Source organism: Arthrobacter globiformis, from assembly GCF_030818015.1.
Lineage (GTDB): Bacteria > Actinomycetota > Actinomycetes > Actinomycetales > Micrococcaceae > Arthrobacter > Arthrobacter globiformis_C.
The window spans coordinates 3644966-3661569 of sequence record NZ_JAUSZX010000001.1; the positions used below are offsets into that span (position 1 = coordinate 3644966).

Below are 16604 nucleotides of genomic sequence, written 5' to 3' on the forward strand. Positions count from 1 at the left end.
GCGGCGCCTTACTGCTTGTGCTGCCAACACAGGGCGCTGCCGGGAGATGGCGCTGCAAGGCGCCGGGACCGTGGTGCATGGTCCCGGCGCCTCACCTAGTTAATTGCACTTCGTGGCACGGGCCTACTTCTCGGCCCACTCCCAGAAGTTCCACCAGACGCCCGTCTGGTTCGGCATGAACTTCACGCCGGTGATGCGGTCGCTGTAGGCGTCAACACCAACCGACTGGAACAGCGGGAGACCGTATGCCGAGGCCCAGATCTTCTTGTCGATCTGCTTGGTCAGGTCATCCTGCTTGCTGCGGTCAGTCGTCACAATGAGTTCGTCCATGAGCTTGTCGGCTTCAGGATCGCTGAACTTGTTGAAGTTGGAACCGTTGCCGGAGCGGAAGATCTGCGGCACTCCGGAGACTCCGACGCCCGGGTTGATCCAGCCGAAGATCGTGGCGTCGTAGCCGCCCTTGCCGAGGGCCTTGCCCCAGTCAGAGGCGCCGAGTCCGCCGTCAACGATCTTGAAGCCGGCCTTGGTTGCGGACTCGCGGATGAGCGAGAACGCGTCCACACGGTTCGGGTTGTCCTTGTTGTACATGATGCGGACCTCGGGGGTCGCACCGTTCAGGAGCTTCTTGGCGCCATCAACATCCGCATCCTGGAAGGCCGAGGAACCGTTGCCCTGCACGGAGGCGTCGTAGGCCGGCTGCGCGGGAACGAACAGCTGCGAGTCCAAAGGCTTTGCCTCGGGGTCGAGCTTCTTGATGATCTTGTCAACGATGTCCTTGCGCGGAACCGTCTTCAAGAATGCCTCGCGGACGCTCTTGTCGGCGAAGGGCCCCGAGTAGTTCAGGTCGATGTGGTCATAGGAGAGCTGGTTGCCCTGCTCCACCGTGACGCCCTGGCTCTCGAGTGCCTTGAGCTGCTCGAGGGTGTCAGCCGAGGCCTGCGGAGCGATAATGTCAGCTTCGCCGTTCTTCAGCGCCTGGACCTGGGCCGGGGAGGAACCGATGTAGCGGACGGTGATCTCGTCCAGCTTGGCCTCGGGGCCCCAGTTGTAGTCCTTGTTGCGGACCATGGTCAGGGACTGGTCCTGGTTAATGCTCTGGACAACGAAGGGGCCGTTGGAGAGGTACAGGCTCGGGTCGCTCGGCAGGGTCTTGGAATCGAAGCCGGTGTTCCACATGTCGGACATGGCCTTGAGCTTGGCATCGGCGGCCTTCGGCGCCTTGGAGTCGCCGCGGGGCAGGCTCTTGAGGTGGTTGATGAACGCCTGAGTGTCGGCAAGGCCGGCCTTCTTGGCCAGGACGTGGGCCGGAATATCAATGCCCGGACCGCCCAGCGCGATCTCCCAGTCAGCAAACGGCTTGGAGTACTTGATGGTCATGGAACGGTTGTTGTCGCCGATTTCGGGGAAATCGGTGAGCTTCAAGCCTGTGGGGTCGCCGGCGTAGGAGAAGTAGGATGTCCCCGCCTTGCCCTCGGCGTCGGCGTCGTTGTAGTACCCGGAGAAGGCTGCCCACTGCAGGAGCAGGTCCGCTGCGGTGACGGGCGTTCCGTCCGACCACTTCACACCTTCGTTGATGGTGTACTTGACGGTCAGCGGATCGTCAGACGTCTTTTCCATCTTGCCGAACTTGTCGTTGTGGACGATGTTCAGCTGGTTATCGATGTAGTAGAACCCGGAGTGTGTGGCGTAGCTGACCTTCGAGTTGATGTCAGTGTTGCCATCGGCCGTGTTGGGGTTGAAGGTGTTGAACGCGTTGACCTCAACTACAGTGGCTGTTCCCCCCTGTTTGCCGGCCGCATTACTGGACGGGGTTGTCCCGCCATTGGTGCTCGCGCAGGCGCTGAGCGCCAGTGCAGCCGCGGCTGCAACGCCTACTGCTTTGGAAATACGACTGAATCGCATTCCGCCTCCTATGTTTCTGTGAGTGTGGAAAAGACCTTCGCTGTGGGCGCCGGCCAGACCCGCTACATCCCCCCAGTGAGATGTGGCGAGTCTCACATGACAAGTAGCCTAGACCCGAAGGCGACACCTGCGGTCCGAAAGTTGTCCCTCAGTAAAGGTTGTTATCGAGATGCAACCAAGCTGTTGCCGGACGAAAAGTCCGCAGTGTTTTTCCTTGACGCCCGGTTGCACGGCGGGTATGGGAGCCAATCACAGAAAAGCCCCGATCCAAAGGATCGGGGCTTTTCGCCGTTAATACTCAATCACTGAGTACCTCAGTGGAAACTCACACGTTGAAGCGGAACTCCACCACATCGCCGTCGGCCATGACATATTCCTTGCCTTCGATGCGGACCTTGCCGCGCGATTTGGCCTCCGCCATGGAACCGGCATCGATGAGGTCCTCGAAGGAGACAACCTCAGCCTTGATGAAGCCGCGCTGGAAGTCCGAGTGGATGACGCCGGCTGCCTGCGGCGCGGTGTCGCCCTGGTGGATGGTCCACGCGCGTGCCTCCTTGGGCCCGGCCGTGAGGTAGGTCTGCAGCCCCAGCGTGTGGAATCCGACGCGGGCCAGCTGGTCCAGTCCGGATTCGTCCTGCCCGTTCATTTCGAGCATTTCGCGTGCCTCGGCCTCGTCCAGCTCCACCAGGTCGGACTCGAGCTTGGCGTCAAGGAAGATGCAGTCGGCCGGAGCAACCATGGCGCGCAGCTCGGCCTGCTTCTCCTCGCTGCCGAGGATTCCCTCGTCCGCGTTGAACACGTAGATGAAGGGCTTGGCCGTCAGAAGGCTGAGCTCCTTGAGGTGTTCCATCTCCAGCTTGTCGCTCGTGACGGACGAGTAGATGGTGTCGCCGCGCTCCAGCACCGCCTGCGCAGCCTTGATGGCAGCGAGCTCCGCGGCCTCCCGCTTCTTGATCTTGACCTCTTTTTCGATCCGGGGAATGGCCTTCTCGATGGTCTGCAGATCGGCGAGGATCAGCTCGGTGTTGATGGTTTCCATGTCCGAGCGGGGGTCGACCTTGCCGTCGACGTGGATGACGTCGGGGTCGTCGAAGACGCGCACCACCTCGGCGATGGCTTCCGCTTCACGGATGTTGGCGAGGAACTGGTTGCCCAGGCCTTCCCCTTCGGAGGCGCCCTTGACGATGCCGGCGATGTCAACGAAGGAGACAGCCGCGGGCAGTACGCGCTGCGAGCCGAAGATCCCGGCGAGCTGCTGCAGCCGGGGGTCGGGCAGGTTCACGACGCCGACATTGGGTTCGATGGTGGCGAACGGGTAGTTCGCGGCCAGGACCTGGTTGCGGGTCAGTGCGTTGAAAAGTGTTGATTTGCCGACGTTGGGCAGTCCGACGATGCCAATAGTAAGAGCCACGGACATTGATTCTACCTGTTCGGTCCCCGCACCCCGTGCCGCTATCTTCTCCGGGCGCCCGTTCTCGCGCGTCCGGCATTCCGTGCCGCTGTCCTGTGCGCCTGTCCTGTGCGTGCCGCCAGGTGTCGCCTTCACAATAAATGTCACAGCCCCGTGCCACAGTGAAGGCATGGAACCTTTTGCAGTCATTCTGGCCCTTTTAATGCTGTTGCTGGGCGCCGTGTCCGGCGCGGGCGCGGTGTACGTGGTGTTGCGCCGCCGGAGCACCGCCCTGGAAGCGGATTTCGACGGCGTTTCGGCGCGTCTTTCGGAGGTGAGCGCCCAGTTCGCTGCCGCGGATGCCGAGCGGAAGCTCCTGTCCGCCCAGAACCGGGAGTTGGGCACGTCGCGTGAGCAGGACGCCAGCGTCCTGCGGGCCCTGGCGCCGGTGGCCGAGAAGCTGACGGCGGTGCAGCAGCAGGTCTCCCTGCTGGAACGGGACCGGCTTGAACAGTACGGGCAGCTGGCCCAGCAGTTGCAGGAGGCCCGCCTCACGGACGAGCAGCTGATGCGGTCCACGCATGCACTTGAGTCGGCGCTCCGGTCGAACAGTGCCCGCGGCCAGTGGGGCGAAGTGCAGCTGCGCCGGGTCGTGGAGGCGGCCGGCATGATGCGGCACGTCGACTTCCATGAGCAGCACCACGGCACCTCAGGCGCCGAGGCCGCCGTCCGCCCGGACCTTGTGGTCCAGCTGCCGGGCGACAAGCAGCTCGTTGTCGACGCCAAGGTCCCCCTGTCCGCCTACCTCGAGGCGCAGGAGCTGGGACAGTCAGCCAGTGACAGGCCCGGGATCAGCCAGGCAGCGCAGCAAAACCTCCTGGCCGCGCACGCCAAGGCACTGAAGACGCATGTGGACGCCCTCAGCACCAAGAAGTACTGGGACATTTCAGGGAACTCGCCGGAACTGGTGATCTGCTTCGTCCCTGCCGAGTCCATCCTCGCCGCCGCGCTCTCCGCCGACCCGGCGCTCCTGGACCACGCGCTGTCCAAAAATGTGGTGCTGGCCTCCCCCGGCACACTGCTCGCGGTGCTCAAGTCCGTGGCGTTCACGTGGCGCCAGGACGTTCTCACGGACAGTGCACGCGAGCTCTTCGAACTTGCCCGGCAGCTGTACGAGCGGATGGGCACCCTCGGGGACAACGTGGGCAAGCTGGGGTCCTCGCTGAAAAGCTCGGTGGACCGTTACAACGCGATGGTCGGCACGCTGGAGGCACGGGTGCTTCCCACCGCGCGGAAACTGAATGCCCTGGACGCCAGCGGACTGGTGACGCCTCCGGCTGTGCAGGTCACGCCACGCTCGCTCGCGGCCCCCGAACTGCAGGGCGAATCACGGCAGCGCGATGACCTGCACGCCGCGGAGCTGGCAGCGACTGAACTGGAAGCCGGCGGACTGCGGTCAACCGTGGAGGAAGAGGACGCCGCCTAAAGAAGCCGGATGGACGCCGGTTCGCGTGCTCCTGCTAGCGAGAACGGCGTCCGCCGAGGGCGCGGGACACGTCCCCCGCTTCCTTGAGCGTGGCGCGGAGCTCCTTGGGCAGGGAGAAGAGGAGGTCCTCCTCCGCAGTCACAATCTCTTCGACGGCGTCGTATCCGTAATCGGCCAGGAGGCGGAGCACGTCCTTGACCAGGACCTCCGGAACGGACGCGCCTGAGGTGACGCCTACAGTGGCAACACCCTCGAACCAGGACTCGTCCACCTCGTTGGCGAAGTCAACACGGTACGACGCCTTGGCGCCGTATTCGAGCGCCACTTCGACGAGGCGGACGGAGTTGGAAGAGTTTGCCGAACCGACCACTATCACCAGATCCGCCTGGGGCGCGATCTTCTTGATGGCCACCTGGCGGTTGGTCGTGGCGTAGCAGATGTCATCGCTGGGCGGGTCCTGGAGCGTCGGGAACCGTTCCTTGAGCAGTCTGACAGTTTCCATCGTTTCGTCCACGCTCAGTGTGGTCTGGGAAAGCCAGATGACCTTTTCCGGGTCCCGGACGGTCACCTTGTCCACCTCGTGCGGGCCGTTGATGATCTGGATGTGCTCCGGGGCTTCTCCGGCGGTTCCCTCGACTTCCTCGTGGCCGTCGTGGCCGATCAGGAGGATATCGAAGTCGTCCTTGGCGAAGCGGACGGCCTCCTTGTGGACCTTGGTCACGAGGGGGCACGTGGCGTCGATCGTCCGCAGCCCGCGGTCCTCCGCGGACTGGACCACCGCCGGGGATACGCCGTGGGCCGAGAAGATGACCAGGGCGCCCTCGGGCACTTCGTCCGTTTCGTCCACGAAGATGGCGCCCTGCTCCTCCAGGGAGCTGACCACGTGCACGTTGTGGACGATCTGTTTCCGTACATAGACGGGCGGTCCGTAGTGCTGCAGTGCCTTTTCGACGGCGATGACCGCGCGGTCCACGCCTGCGCAGTATCCGCGCGGGGCTGCCAGCAGAACCTTTTTGGGGCCCGGGACCGGTGCCGCCGCGAGCACTTCCTCCGGCGAACGCCGCCGGCGCGGGACGGTTGGCATCGAAAGGGAAACTGCAGAGGAAGTCATTGCTCCATGCTACCGGCTGGGCGGCAGGCCTCTGGGCGGCTCATGGCCTGCCGGCAGGACCGCCGACCACCCTGAGCAGCAGGCCTGCCGCCACCAGGGCCGCACCGACGATCGCCGCCGCCAGCGTCCAGGACGCAAACCCGGCAGCGGAAGCCGCAACGAACTCCCGCTTGAACAGGTCTGCCATTTCGTTTCCGCTCGCGGTTCCCATGACGGCGTCGGCGGCCCAGCGGGATGCCAGCGTCCACAGTCCGGAAAGCGCAAGTGTGCCCACGCCTATGCCCGCCAGGGCTTTCCACCGCCGGCGGGCGGTCACGAGCGCCAGGAGAAATGCCGCCCCGGCACCGACGGCCAGGCTGTATCCCAGCGGAGAGTATGCGGTAACCCGTTCTATGAGCTGGCGCTGGTTCGTCTGGCCGATGTTCACCAGGGTCTGGCCCGGCGCCTCCAGCGGAACACCCACCTGGCTGGAAATCTGCTTGGCCGCGAGGGCGACGAGCGGGGCCACATCCAGGGTCAGTGAGGTGCTGGAATCTCCCTCGGGCGGAAGGGAGGCCGGATCGGCGAAGTTGAGGCGGTGGCTCCTCCGCAGCGTTTCTTCCCAGGCAGCCGGGTACTCAGGCAGGCCAGTGAGGGAGGTTGCCGCCCTTTCCAGCACCGGCCGGACCAGTGCGGCCACCTGCGCCGGGATGCTGCCGCCGGTCTCAATGCTGTTGACGGCGGCGGTTGCCAGGCGCTTCTGGAAAGCTGGGTCCTTGCCCAGTGGTGCCGCCAGGGCAACGAAGCCATCCTCCTGCACGATGTTGCGGTCCACCCAGATGGCCGGAACCGCGGCGGCGGAGAGGAGAAGACCAAGGATGACGGCCAAGGCCGCAAAAAATGAGCGCAAGGGATTCCTAGCTGGTCGGGTTTCTCGGCTGGTCGGGTGCCTGGCTGGTCGGCAGGACACTGCCATCCTAGGCGCGCCGTCCCACGATCGAAAAAGTAGGGCGATCAAGAAATGTCGGGCCATCGGCAAATGCCGGGTTATGAGCAATGCCGCGCAATTCCATCATTACTGTCGGAGCCCGGTGATACAGCTATGGATAGAGTGGATTAACCCACTGCGCACGCACCATCCACAGGCAAAGGACCGCGACCATGCAACTGGCATTCGCCGCAACCGGGGCTGCACATGGCTGAAAACGCCACCGTCCCTGTACCCGGCACGGCCCCCGCGGCTGGCCCCAGTACGGTGCCGGCCACTGCCGCAGACACGAGCCCGGACAACCCCTGGCCGCTGCAGTTGCTCTCCCAGAAGCTCAAAAACCACATCGAGCGGGCACCGGCAGCCTGGGTTGAAGGGCAGGTCATCGAACTGAACCGGCGCGGCGGCAGTGCGTTCCTTACCCTCCGGGATGTTGACGCCGAGATCTCGCTGCCGGCTTCCATCTGGTCCAGGTTGCTCGACCGCCAGGAGACACCGCTTGAGCGCGGAAGCCGGGTTGTGGCCCTGCTCAAGGCTGAGTTCTGGCTGAAGACCGGGCGCCTGAACATGTCCGTGAAGGACATCCGCCCTGTTGGATTGGGCGATCTCCTCGCACGGATAGAACGGCTGCGCCATGCACTGGCCGCGGAAGGCCTGTTTGCCGAGTCGCGGAAAAAGCGCCTGCCGCTGCTCCCCCACCGGATCGGGCTCATCACCGGCCGCGACTCCGATGCCAAGAAGGACGTTCTGCGCAACGCTGCCCTGCGCTGGCCGGCAGTCGAGTTTGAGATCCGCGAAGTCGCGGTGCAAGGCACCAACGCCGTATCCCAGATGGTTAAGGCGCTGCGCGAACTCGATGCCCGTCCCGAGGTCGACGTCATCGTCATCGCCCGCGGCGGTGGAGCGCTGGAGGACCTGCTGCCGTTCAGCAGCGAGGAACTCATCCGCGCGGTGGCCGCCGCGGTGACTCCAGTGGTCAGCGCGATCGGACACGAGGCGGACCGGCCCATCCTGGACGACGTCGCCGATCTCCGGGCCTCCACGCCCACGGACGCAGCCAAGCGGATCGTGCCCGAAGTCTCGGAGGAACTTGCCCGGGTACGGCAGGCTGAGGCCCAGCTGCGCCGCTCCGTCACGCTGCTGGTGGCCCGGGAAACGGACCGTCTGGCGGCAGTCAGGTCCCGTCCCGTCCTCGCGGCTCCGGAGAGCATGATCACGGCGCGCGCAGACGATGTGGAACGGCTGGCCCGCCGGTCCACGGCAGCCATCAGCGCCGCCGTCATGAGGGCTTCCGACCAGCTGGTCCACCTTCAGGCGCAGGTCCGGGCCTTGTCACCGCAACAGACCCTGGACCGCGGTTACGCCGTGGTGCAGCTTTCCGGGTCCGGCGGGACAGTTGTCCGCCAGCCGTCCCAGGCCCCCGCCGGAGCCGCGCTCTCGGTCCGGGTGGCCGGCGGGCGGTTCGGCGCGGAGTCCACAGGCGCACCATGAACCGAGGGGCACCTTAAGCCGGCGCCGACATGACGCCGGCACCGAATGACATCACCATCGACATGACAGGCCAGAAAACATGACAGACCCGACCATCAACACAGAACCGGCGAACAACACAGCGCAGCCGAACAACACAGACCTGCCAAACAATACAGACCAGCCAAACAGCGCAGCCCGGCCTGGCCCCGCTCTTCCTCCGGACATTGATGCCCTCAGCTACGAGGAAGCACGGGAACAGCTGGTGGCCGTGGTCTCCAAGCTCGAGGCCGGCGGGACCAGCCTCGAGGACTCCCTGGCCCTGTGGGAACGGGGCGAGGCATTGGCACGGCGCTGTGAGGACTGGCTGGAGGGCGCCCGGAAGAGGCTCGCGGCTGCCCGCAAGGACAGCTAACGCCGGCGGAGACTTAGCCGCAGATCAAACCCGGTTTTCAGGAACGCTCGACGAGGCGGCGTTCGGCTTCCACGTCGAACTCGGCCTTGGGCCACTCCAGCTCAAGTTCTTCCAGACCCTCCAGCAGCAGCTGCTGCACCGCGATCCGCGCGTACCATTTCTTGCTGGCCGGCACGACGTACCAGGGTGCATGGTCCGTGTTGGTGACATCGAAGGCTGCCTGGTAGGCGGCCATGTAGTCGTCCCAGAAGGCGCGCTGTTTCAGGTCATCGGTGTTGTACTTCCAGTGTTTGGCCGGATTGTCCAGCCGGGCCAGCAGCCGCTCTTTCTGCTCGTCATTGCTGATGTGCAGCATGACCTTGATGACCTTCGTGCCCACGGCCACCTGCCGCGCCTCGAACTCGTTGATCGCCGTGTAGCGGCGTTCAAGCTCCTTCGGGTCGGCCCAGCGGTGAACCCGGTGGATCAGGACATCCTCATAATGGGACCGGTCAAAGACCCCCAGCATGCCGGCGGCCGGGACTTCCTTCTCGATGCGCCAGAGAAAGTCGTAGGCCTTTTCCTCAGGCGTGGGGGCCTTGAACGACTTGAACTGCACGCCCTGCGGATCCATGGCGCCCAGGACGTGCTTCACGATCCCACCCTTGCCGGCGGTGTCCATTCCCTGCAGGATCAGCAGGACACGCTTGGTGCCGCCAAACTTGGACTCGGCGAACAGCTTTTCCTGGAGCTCCGCAAGCTTGCCATCAAGGTCCTCAAGGAGCGCCGCGCCGTCGGCCTTGACCCCGGAATACCCTGTGGTGGCATCAGGGTCAACATCCGCCAGCTTGAAGCCCTTGCCGACCCTTAAGGATTTGGAGGGGAACTTCGCGAATTCCACAACGCCGGCCATGGGGACCTCTTTCCACAGTTGAATGTGGCTAAAGGCTAGTTCCCCTGATACCTGCTGAGGAAGTCTCCCATGCGGCCAATTGCTTCCTCGATGTCCTTGACGTTCGGCAAGGTCACCATCCGGAAGTGGTCGGGCCGGACCCAGTTGAACGCCCGGCCGTGGGAAACCAGGATCTTCTGTTCCTTCAGCAGGTCCAGGACAAACTTTTCGTCGTCCCGGATGTTGTAGACCTCCGGGTCCAGCTTGGGGAACAGGTAGAGGGCTCCGCGTGCCTGCTGCGTGCTCACTCCTGGGATGGCGTTGAGCATGTCGTACGCCTTGTTGCGCTGCTCCAGCAGGCGGCCGCCGGGCAGGATGAGGTCGTTGATGCTTTGGTAGCCGCCTAGTGCCGTCTGAATCGCGTGCTGGGCCGGGACGTTGGCGCACAGCCGCATGTTGGCCAGCAGGTTGATGCCCTCAAGATAGTCGGCGGCTTCCTTCTTGGGCCCGGAGATAGCCATCCATCCCGCCCGGTAGCCGCAGACGCGGTAGGCCTTGGACAGCCCGCTGAAGGTCAGGCACAGCACGTCGTCGCCGGTGAGCCCGGCCATGTTCACGTGGACGGCGTCCTCGTAGAGGATCTTCTCGTAGATTTCGTCGGCGAAGATCACCAGCCCGTGCTTTTCAGCCAGGGCAACGATCTTGCGCAGCGTGCTTTCCGGGTACACGGCGCCGGTAGGGTTGTTCGGGTTGATGACCACGATCCCCTTGGTGCGGGGCGTGATCTTGGCCTCGAGGTCCTCCAGGTCAGGCTGCCAGCCGGACTCCTCGTCGCAGAGGTAGTGCACCGGACGTCCGCCGGCCAGCGCCACCGAAGCGGTCCACAGCGGGTAGTCCGGGGTGGGGATCAGGATCTCGTCGCCCTCTTCGAGCAGGGCCATCAGCGACATGGTGATGAGCTCGCTGACCCCGTTGCCCAGGTAGATGTCGTCCACGTGGATGCTTTGGATACCGCGGGTCTGGTAGTACTGCGAGACGGCGGTGCGGGCCGAGAAGATGCCGCGGGAATCGCTGTATCCCTGGGCGTGGGGCAGGTGGCGGATCATGTCCACCAAAATCGCGTCCGGCGCTTCAAAACCGAAGGGTGCGGGGTTGCCGATGTTCAGTTTGAGGATGCGGTGACCCTCTGCCTCCATCTGCTGGGCGGCCTGAAGAATCGGTCCACGGATGTCGTAAAGGACATTATGAAGCTTGGTGGACTGCTTGAATTCTGCCATTCATCAAATATGCCACAAGCGGGATGCACTTCCGGGGAGACGTGCCTCACACAGTGTTGACCGCAAGGCACCACGGGCGTGACCCGCAGAACCCGTCGCCCGTCTAACGACGACGACGGCGGCTGCCGGTCCGCGCGGAACCGGCAACCGCCGTCCTACTCACCCAGTCAGTAATGAGAATTACTTGACGATGCCCTTGTCCTTGAGCCATGCAGCAGCCGCGTCCTTGGCGTTCTGCTTCTGGCTTCCGCTCACGGCACGGTTGAGGTTGATCAGGTCGTCCGTGGTGAGGGTCTTGGAAACGTTGTTGAGTGCCTCCTTGGCCTTGTCCGTCACCTTCGCGTCGTTGTAGAGCGGGAGCACCTGCTGGGCCTTGAAGTTGTTCTTCGGGTCCTCCAGCACAACGAGGTCATTGTCAGCGATGGACGGCGTGGTGGTGAAGATGTCGGCCACCTGGACCTCGTCGCTCAGGAGCGCCTGCAGCGTGAGGTTGCCGCCGCCGTCGCTGAAGGGCTTGAGACCCTTGAGCTCGCAGTTGTAGTTCTTCTTGAGCCCCGGGAACCCGTAGGACCGGGTTTCGAACGTGGCGGGTGCGGCCATGGTCAGGTCCTTGCAGACTTTGGCCAGATCCTCAATGGACTTCAGCTGGTATTTTTCCGCGGTGGCCTTGGTGACCACCATGGCGTCCTTGTCCTCGGCCTTGGAGGGCTCAAGGACGGCGAGACCCTGAGGCAGTTTGCTTGGAAGGGCCTTGTAGACGTCCTCCGGCGTGACCTCGGCAGCCTGCGCGTCGACGTGGGACAGAAGGTTGCCGGAGTAGTCCGGAACGACGTCCACCGAACCGTCCTGAACGGCCTTGAAATAGATCTCGCGGGAGCCGATGTTCGGCTTGGTGGTGGCGGTGACTCCGGCCGCGTTCAAAGCGCCGGCATAGATCTCGGCGATGATCTGGCTTTCCGGGAAGTCCGCGGACCCGACGACGAGGGAACCGCCGGAGGTGGCGCCGCCGGTTGCACTCGTGGAGGGGGAAGACAGCGGATTGCCGCTGCTGCAGGCGGACAGGGCGAGGGCGACGCCGACACCGGCGGCGAGGCCGCCCAGGCCACGGCGGGTAAGGGTCGTGCGGACGGGATACTTCATGCGGTGCCTCCTTGAACAGCAGCCGCCGCGGGCGCGGCAGCCGAGAGATCGGTGGCGGCCTTGCGGCCGCCCTTGGAACGTGCGGAAAGTCCCGGTGAAACGACCAGCCGCTGCCCGGCCGCCAGGACGAGGTCGACGACGATCGCCAGCGCCGCGATGAGCAGCGAGCCAGCCAGCATCCGCGGGAAGTCCTGGAGCACCAGCCCGTCGAACAGATAGCGCCCCAGGCCGCCGAGCGGAAGGTAGGCCACCACCGACACGGTGGCGATCACCTGCAGCACGGCGGTGCGGATACCGCCGAACATCACCAGGAGCCCGTTGGGAACCTCCACGCCGAACAGGACCTGCAGCTCTCTCATGCCCATGGCGCGGGCGGCATCCACCACGTTGGAGTCCACGCTGGCGATGCCGGCGTACGTGCCGGCCAGCAGCGGCGGCACCGTGAGGATAACCAGCGCCCACACCGGCGGCATGAGCCCGCTTCCGGCGACGAGGGCGAAGAGCACCAGCAGCCCGAGTGTGGGCAGCGCGCGGAGGGCGCCGGCCACGGCCACGGCCACAACGCGGCCCCTGCCCGTGTGCCCGATGTAGAGCCCGACCGGGACGGCGATGGCTGCGGCGATGATCAGGACCAGGCCGCTGTACTGCAGGTGTTCGAGCAGGCGGACAGGTATCCCGCCCGGACCGGACCAGTGCGTTGGATCCGCCAGCCAGGCGAATGTCTCAGTGAAGATGTTCATCAGCCCGCCCCCGCGTGCACTTTGGCGTCGGCGAGGAATTCGGCGCCGGACCTGGCGTTCGCGTCGGTCCTTAGGGAGCCTGCCCTGGTCCACGGCGTGAGGACCCGTTCCAGGATCACCAGCAGCGCGTCCATCACCAGGGCCAGCAGGAGGATGGCGACAATCCCCACCACTACTTCGGTGACGAAATTCCGCTGCAGTCCGTCCGTGAACAGCATCCCGAGGTTTCCAACCCCCAGCAGGGCGGCGACGCTCACCAGCGAAATGTTGCTCACCGACACCACACGCAGGCCGGCGAACATCACGGGCAGGGACAGCGGCAGGTCGATCTGCAGGAACCGGGCGGTCGGCTGGTAGCCCATGGCCACAGCCGCCTGCCGGAGGTCATCATCCACGGAATCGAAGGCGTCCATGGCGGCCCGCACCAGCAGCGCCACCGCGTAAATGGTCAGGGCGACAATGACGTTCAGTGGGTCAAGGATCCGGGTTCCCAGCAGGGGCGGCAGGATGATGAACAGGGCCAGGGAAGGGATGGTATAGAGCAGGGAACTCACGGTGGCCACGAGCTGCCGGAGTGCGCTGTGCCGCCGCGAGAACTGTGCCAGCGGGATGGAGATCAGCAGGCCAAGGATCATCGGAACCAGGGCCAGGACCAGGTGCTGGCCGGCCCGTTCAAAGACCATGGGGCTGTTCGCCAGGAACCACTCCATCAGAGTGCGCCCTGCCGGGCCTGGCGTGCGGAGTCGATTACGGAGAGCACCTCCGCGCCCTTGACGACGCCGGCAACCTTGCCGTCGCCGTCGATCGCGACGCCGAGCCCCGATGGGGAGGACAGCGCGGCGTCGAGGGCTCGCCGGAGGGTGTCGCCCGGACGGAACAGTGAGCCGCCGGGAATGAGCTGGGAGTCAAGGCCGGGGCCTTCCCAGCCCAGCGGGCGTTGCTCTTCATCCACCACCAGGCGCCAGGCGTCCGCGTTGGCACTGGCGTCCCCGCCCCGGGTGACCGTTTCCACGGGATGGACCGCGACGCCGTCGGCCGTGGTGAAGGCAAGGTGCCGGAACCCGCGGTCCCGGCCAACAAACGAAGCCACGAACTCGTTGGCCGGTGCCCGAAGAATCTCCTCCGGCGTGGCGTACTGCGCCAGCTTGCCGCCGACGGCGAAAACCGCCACCTTGTCCCCAAGCACGGTGGCCTCGTCGATGTCGTGGGTAACAAAAACGATGGTCTTGGCCAAGTCGCGCTGCAGGCGCAGGAGTTCCTGCTGCAGTTCGTCGCGGACCACGGGATCCACGGCGCTGAACGGCTCGTCCATGAGCAGGACAGGCGGATCGGCGGCGAGCGCCCTGGCCACGCCCACGCGCTGCTGCTGGCCGCCCGAGAGCTGCGACGGGTACCGCTTGCCCAGCGACGGGGCCAGCCCCACGACGTCGAGCAGTTCTTCCGCCCGCTTGCGGGCGTCGGCTTTCGAGACGCCGTTCAGCCGGGGCACGGTGGCGATGTTGTCCACCACGGAGCGGTGCGGCATTAGTCCGGACGACTGCATTACGTAGCCCATGGAGCGCCTGAGCTCGGCCGCCGGTACGGAGGTGACGTCGCGCCCGCCCACGGTGATAGTCCCGGACGTGGGCTCCACCATCCGGTTGATCATGCGCAGGGAGGTGGTTTTGCCGCAGCCTGATGGTCCTACGAACACCGTGATGGAGCCCCGATCAATGGACATGCTCAGCTGGTCCACCGCCGGTTGCCCGCCCTGGTACTGCTTGGTGACGCTCTGGAACTCAATCATGGCTTCGGCCATACCCGGCTTACCTAACTGTTGGGCGGCAACATCGGACGGTAAAGCGAATTGATCATAAGCACGCTGTTTTTTGGCTGTAAAGCGCGTCTTGACACAGCGTAACCAGTGCCCGCGGCAAAACCGCCGCAGGCACGGATACCGTAATCATTCGGAGACAAACACTCCAGGTTCATCAATGGCGGTAGCGTTCAGCAGCCCGCTGGCTGCGGCCGGCCACCACCACCTTCTGGTGCCATTCCCGCTGGTACGCCCTTCTCGCCGCAGCGTCGTGGCGCCGCTCAAGGGCAGCGAGCTCGCGCTGGAGCTTGACGTAGCTGGCCCACCGCCTCTCCTCGAGGGAACCGTCGTCGAGCGCCGCCCGGACGGCGCACCCGGGTTCCCTGTCATGGGCGCAGTCGGCGAAGCGGCAGTGCTCGAAGAGCGCCTGCAGGTCGCCGAACATCTCCTCCATGCCGTCCTCGGCGTCGAACAGCCCGAACCCGCGGACACCGGGAGTGTCCATCAGCACGGCACCGTTGGGCAGCGGCACCAGTTGCCGCGACGTCGTGGTGTGCCTCCCCCTGCCGTCGGTGGCGCGCACGTCACCTGTTGACTGGGCGTGGTGTCCCACGAGCGCGTTGATGAGCGTGGACTTTCCTGCGCCGGAGGGCCCGAGCAGGGCGAGCGTTGTCCCCGGCTGCACCCGGGAGAGCAGTTCGTCGATGCCGTCCCACTGCTCGGCCGAGGTGGTCACCACGTCCACGCCGGCTGCCTGCAGGATCACCTTCCCGACGACGTCATCGGCGATCTCCGCCAGGTCCGCCTTCGTGATGATCACCAGGGGTGTGGCGCCGGAATCCCAGACGGCCACGAGTGTCCGTTCAAGCCTGTTGTGGCTCAGCGGACGGTCCACGGGAACAACCACGCCCACCATGTCGATATTCGCGGCGAGGACCTGCGCCTCGGTGGACGGGTCAAAGGCACGCTTGCGGCTCAGCTCGGACGTGCGTGGAAGAACGCCGACGACGGCCGGTTCCGCGGCCCGGTTGCGGCCTACCCAGATCCAGTCGCCGGTGGCCGGCACGGTACCGGCCGGGTAAGGCAGGTGCACGAGACCGTCGGTCGTGGCCGCGACAATCCGGTTACGGTCCACCCGGACGACGCGGGCGGCCGCCTCGCCGCCGGCTGCCGGATGGGCCGCAAAGTGCTGCGCCGCTGCCTCCGTAAAACCGTACGGGACTGGGCCAGGCAGGGGGTCAGGCTTTATTGAAGGAGTCTGGTTTTGAAACTGGTTGGCACGAATGCCGGAAGAATTTTTCACTGTGGACCTCGGGTTGGCCCCGAAGCGCCGCCGGCCGTCCAGGCCGTGCGTTGTGCACAGAGTGCGCTGGACTGGCTACGAGTGGGCAGCAGCGGGGGCGGGAGTAATGAGAGTACTTTCGACAAGGCGCGGAGCGCGCACGAATTCTGCAATCATCAGGTCCACCTCCCCCGCACGAAGTTCACGCCAGACTGGCCGCCGCCGGACAGAATTCCCGGAGACTCCCCCAGAATAGCCAGCTGGGCGCCGGCTGGCTAGGGAAACCAGGCGGGGCCGGAAATTCAGTCCAGTTTGCCGTTGACCGGCCGCTCCCGGAACAGCCGCAGCGCGGCGTCGACCAGGGACACCCTGTTGAGCGAGCCGATGTCGTGCAGCGGTATCCACGCGGCGTGCGTGGTGGTGCCGTTCGCTTCGTGGGTGAGTTCCCCGCCCGTCACCCTCGCCTCATAAACCAGGCGGAGCGCCTGGAAGTCGCGGTCCGCCCCGTCCAGCCGCGAACCCGCCGGCCAGTGCCCGACGTCGATCCCGAGCATTGCGCCGATTTCGGCGTGGTAGCCCGTCTCCTCGAAGACCTCACGGATACAGCCGTCCACCGGGTGCTCGGCCAAGTCCAGCCCGCCGCCGGGCAGCGTCCAGCCTTCCTTGCCATCCTGCTTCCAGTACGCCAGGAGTATCGCGCTGTCGCGGATGATCACCGCGTAAGCGGCGGGGCGGGTGTCGAAGAGAACGGTCATGGC

Annotated in this window: 15 protein-coding genes; 3 read left to right on the forward strand and 12 right to left on the reverse strand. The window is 65.2% G+C overall.

Annotation, left to right across the window (positions count from 1 at the left end):
- Positions 1-123 precede the first annotated feature (123 nt).
- Both QFZ23_RS17040 and ychF read right to left on the reverse strand, forming a co-directional pair.
- Positions 124-1902: an ABC transporter family substrate-binding protein gene (locus QFZ23_RS17040; RefSeq protein ID WP_306924689.1), complete on the reverse strand. Its 1779-nt coding sequence runs from the start codon at positions 1900-1902 to the stop codon at positions 124-126.
- A gap of 325 nt (positions 1903-2227) precedes the next feature.
- Positions 2228-3313 (reverse strand): redox-regulated ATPase YchF, encoded by a 1086-nt coding sequence (gene ychF, locus QFZ23_RS17045; protein ID WP_306924692.1) that lies wholly within the window; start codon positions 3311-3313, stop codon positions 2228-2230.
- Between the two features lie 169 nt (positions 3314-3482).
- On the opposite strand from ychF, the gene QFZ23_RS17050 reads away from it, so the two are divergent.
- Positions 3483-4778, forward strand: coding sequence for a DNA recombination protein RmuC (locus QFZ23_RS17050; RefSeq protein ID WP_306924694.1), 1296 nt, complete (start codon positions 3483-3485; stop codon positions 4776-4778).
- 34 nt (positions 4779-4812) lie between these two features.
- Here the strand turns inward: QFZ23_RS17050 and QFZ23_RS17055 are convergent, their stop codons facing one another.
- Together QFZ23_RS17055 and QFZ23_RS17060 are read right to left on the reverse strand one after the other, a co-directional pair.
- Positions 4813-5889 (reverse strand): 4-hydroxy-3-methylbut-2-enyl diphosphate reductase, encoded by a 1077-nt coding sequence (locus QFZ23_RS17055; protein WP_306924696.1) that lies wholly within the window; start codon positions 5887-5889, stop codon positions 4813-4815.
- Between the two features lie 40 nt (positions 5890-5929).
- Entirely contained in the window at positions 5930-6778 is an 849-nt protein-coding gene (locus QFZ23_RS17060; RefSeq protein ID WP_306924697.1) for a hypothetical protein, read from the reverse strand.
- A gap of 285 nt (positions 6779-7063) precedes the next feature.
- Here QFZ23_RS17060 and xseA point away from each other — a divergent pair, with 285 nt between their 5' ends.
- Together xseA and QFZ23_RS17070 are read left to right on the forward strand one after the other, a co-directional pair.
- Positions 7064-8347 carry an exodeoxyribonuclease VII large subunit gene (gene xseA, locus QFZ23_RS17065; protein ID WP_306924701.1) on the forward strand — a complete coding sequence of 428 codons (1284 nt, stop codon included), beginning with the start codon at positions 7064-7066 and terminating at the stop codon, positions 8345-8347.
- A gap of 205 nt (positions 8348-8552) precedes the next feature.
- The gene (locus tag QFZ23_RS17070; RefSeq protein WP_111905333.1) at positions 8553-8741 is read left to right on the forward strand and encodes an exodeoxyribonuclease VII small subunit; all 189 of its coding nucleotides are present in this window, start codon (positions 8553-8555) and stop codon (positions 8739-8741) included.
- 37 nt (positions 8742-8778) lie between these two features.
- Here QFZ23_RS17070 and QFZ23_RS17075 read toward each other — a convergent pair whose 3' ends face one another.
- The 8 genes from QFZ23_RS17075 to QFZ23_RS17110 form a co-directional block, all read right to left on the reverse strand.
- Positions 8779-9633, reverse strand: a complete 855-nt coding sequence (locus QFZ23_RS17075) for a PPK2 family polyphosphate kinase (RefSeq protein ID WP_306924703.1) — start codon at positions 9631-9633, stop codon at positions 8779-8781.
- A gap of 35 nt (positions 9634-9668) precedes the next feature.
- The gene (locus QFZ23_RS17080) at positions 9669-10889 is read right to left on the reverse strand and encodes a pyridoxal phosphate-dependent aminotransferase (RefSeq protein ID WP_306924705.1); all 1221 of its coding nucleotides are present in this window, start codon (positions 10887-10889) and stop codon (positions 9669-9671) included.
- 180 nt (positions 10890-11069) lie between these two features.
- Positions 11070-12029 carry an ABC transporter substrate-binding protein gene (locus QFZ23_RS17085; RefSeq protein ID WP_306924707.1) on the reverse strand — a complete coding sequence of 320 codons (960 nt, stop codon included), beginning with the start codon at positions 12027-12029 and terminating at the stop codon, positions 11070-11072.
- Entirely contained in the window at positions 12026-12769 is a 744-nt protein-coding gene (locus QFZ23_RS17090; protein ID WP_306924709.1) for an ABC transporter permease, read from the reverse strand. The genes QFZ23_RS17085 and QFZ23_RS17090 overlap by 4 nt, the downstream gene beginning before the upstream one ends.
- Complete coding sequence (locus QFZ23_RS17095; RefSeq protein ID WP_306924711.1) at positions 12769-13479, reverse strand: ABC transporter permease; 711 nt, start codon at positions 13477-13479, stop codon at positions 12769-12771. The genes QFZ23_RS17090 and QFZ23_RS17095 overlap by 1 nt, the downstream gene beginning before the upstream one ends.
- On the reverse strand, positions 13479-14567 hold the full coding sequence (locus QFZ23_RS17100) for an ABC transporter ATP-binding protein (RefSeq protein WP_306924713.1): 1089 nt from the start codon (positions 14565-14567) through the stop codon (positions 13479-13481). The genes QFZ23_RS17095 and QFZ23_RS17100 overlap by 1 nt, the downstream gene beginning before the upstream one ends.
- Before the next feature lie 172 nt (positions 14568-14739).
- Positions 14740-15849 carry a ribosome small subunit-dependent GTPase A gene (gene rsgA / locus QFZ23_RS17105; protein ID WP_373427947.1) on the reverse strand — a complete coding sequence of 370 codons (1110 nt, stop codon included), beginning with the start codon at positions 15847-15849 and terminating at the stop codon, positions 14740-14742.
- A 299-nt stretch (positions 15850-16148) separates the two neighbouring features.
- Positions 16149-16601 (reverse strand): NUDIX hydrolase, encoded by a 453-nt coding sequence (locus tag QFZ23_RS17110; protein WP_306924716.1) that lies wholly within the window; start codon positions 16599-16601, stop codon positions 16149-16151.
- Positions 16602-16604: the final 3 nt, after the last annotated feature.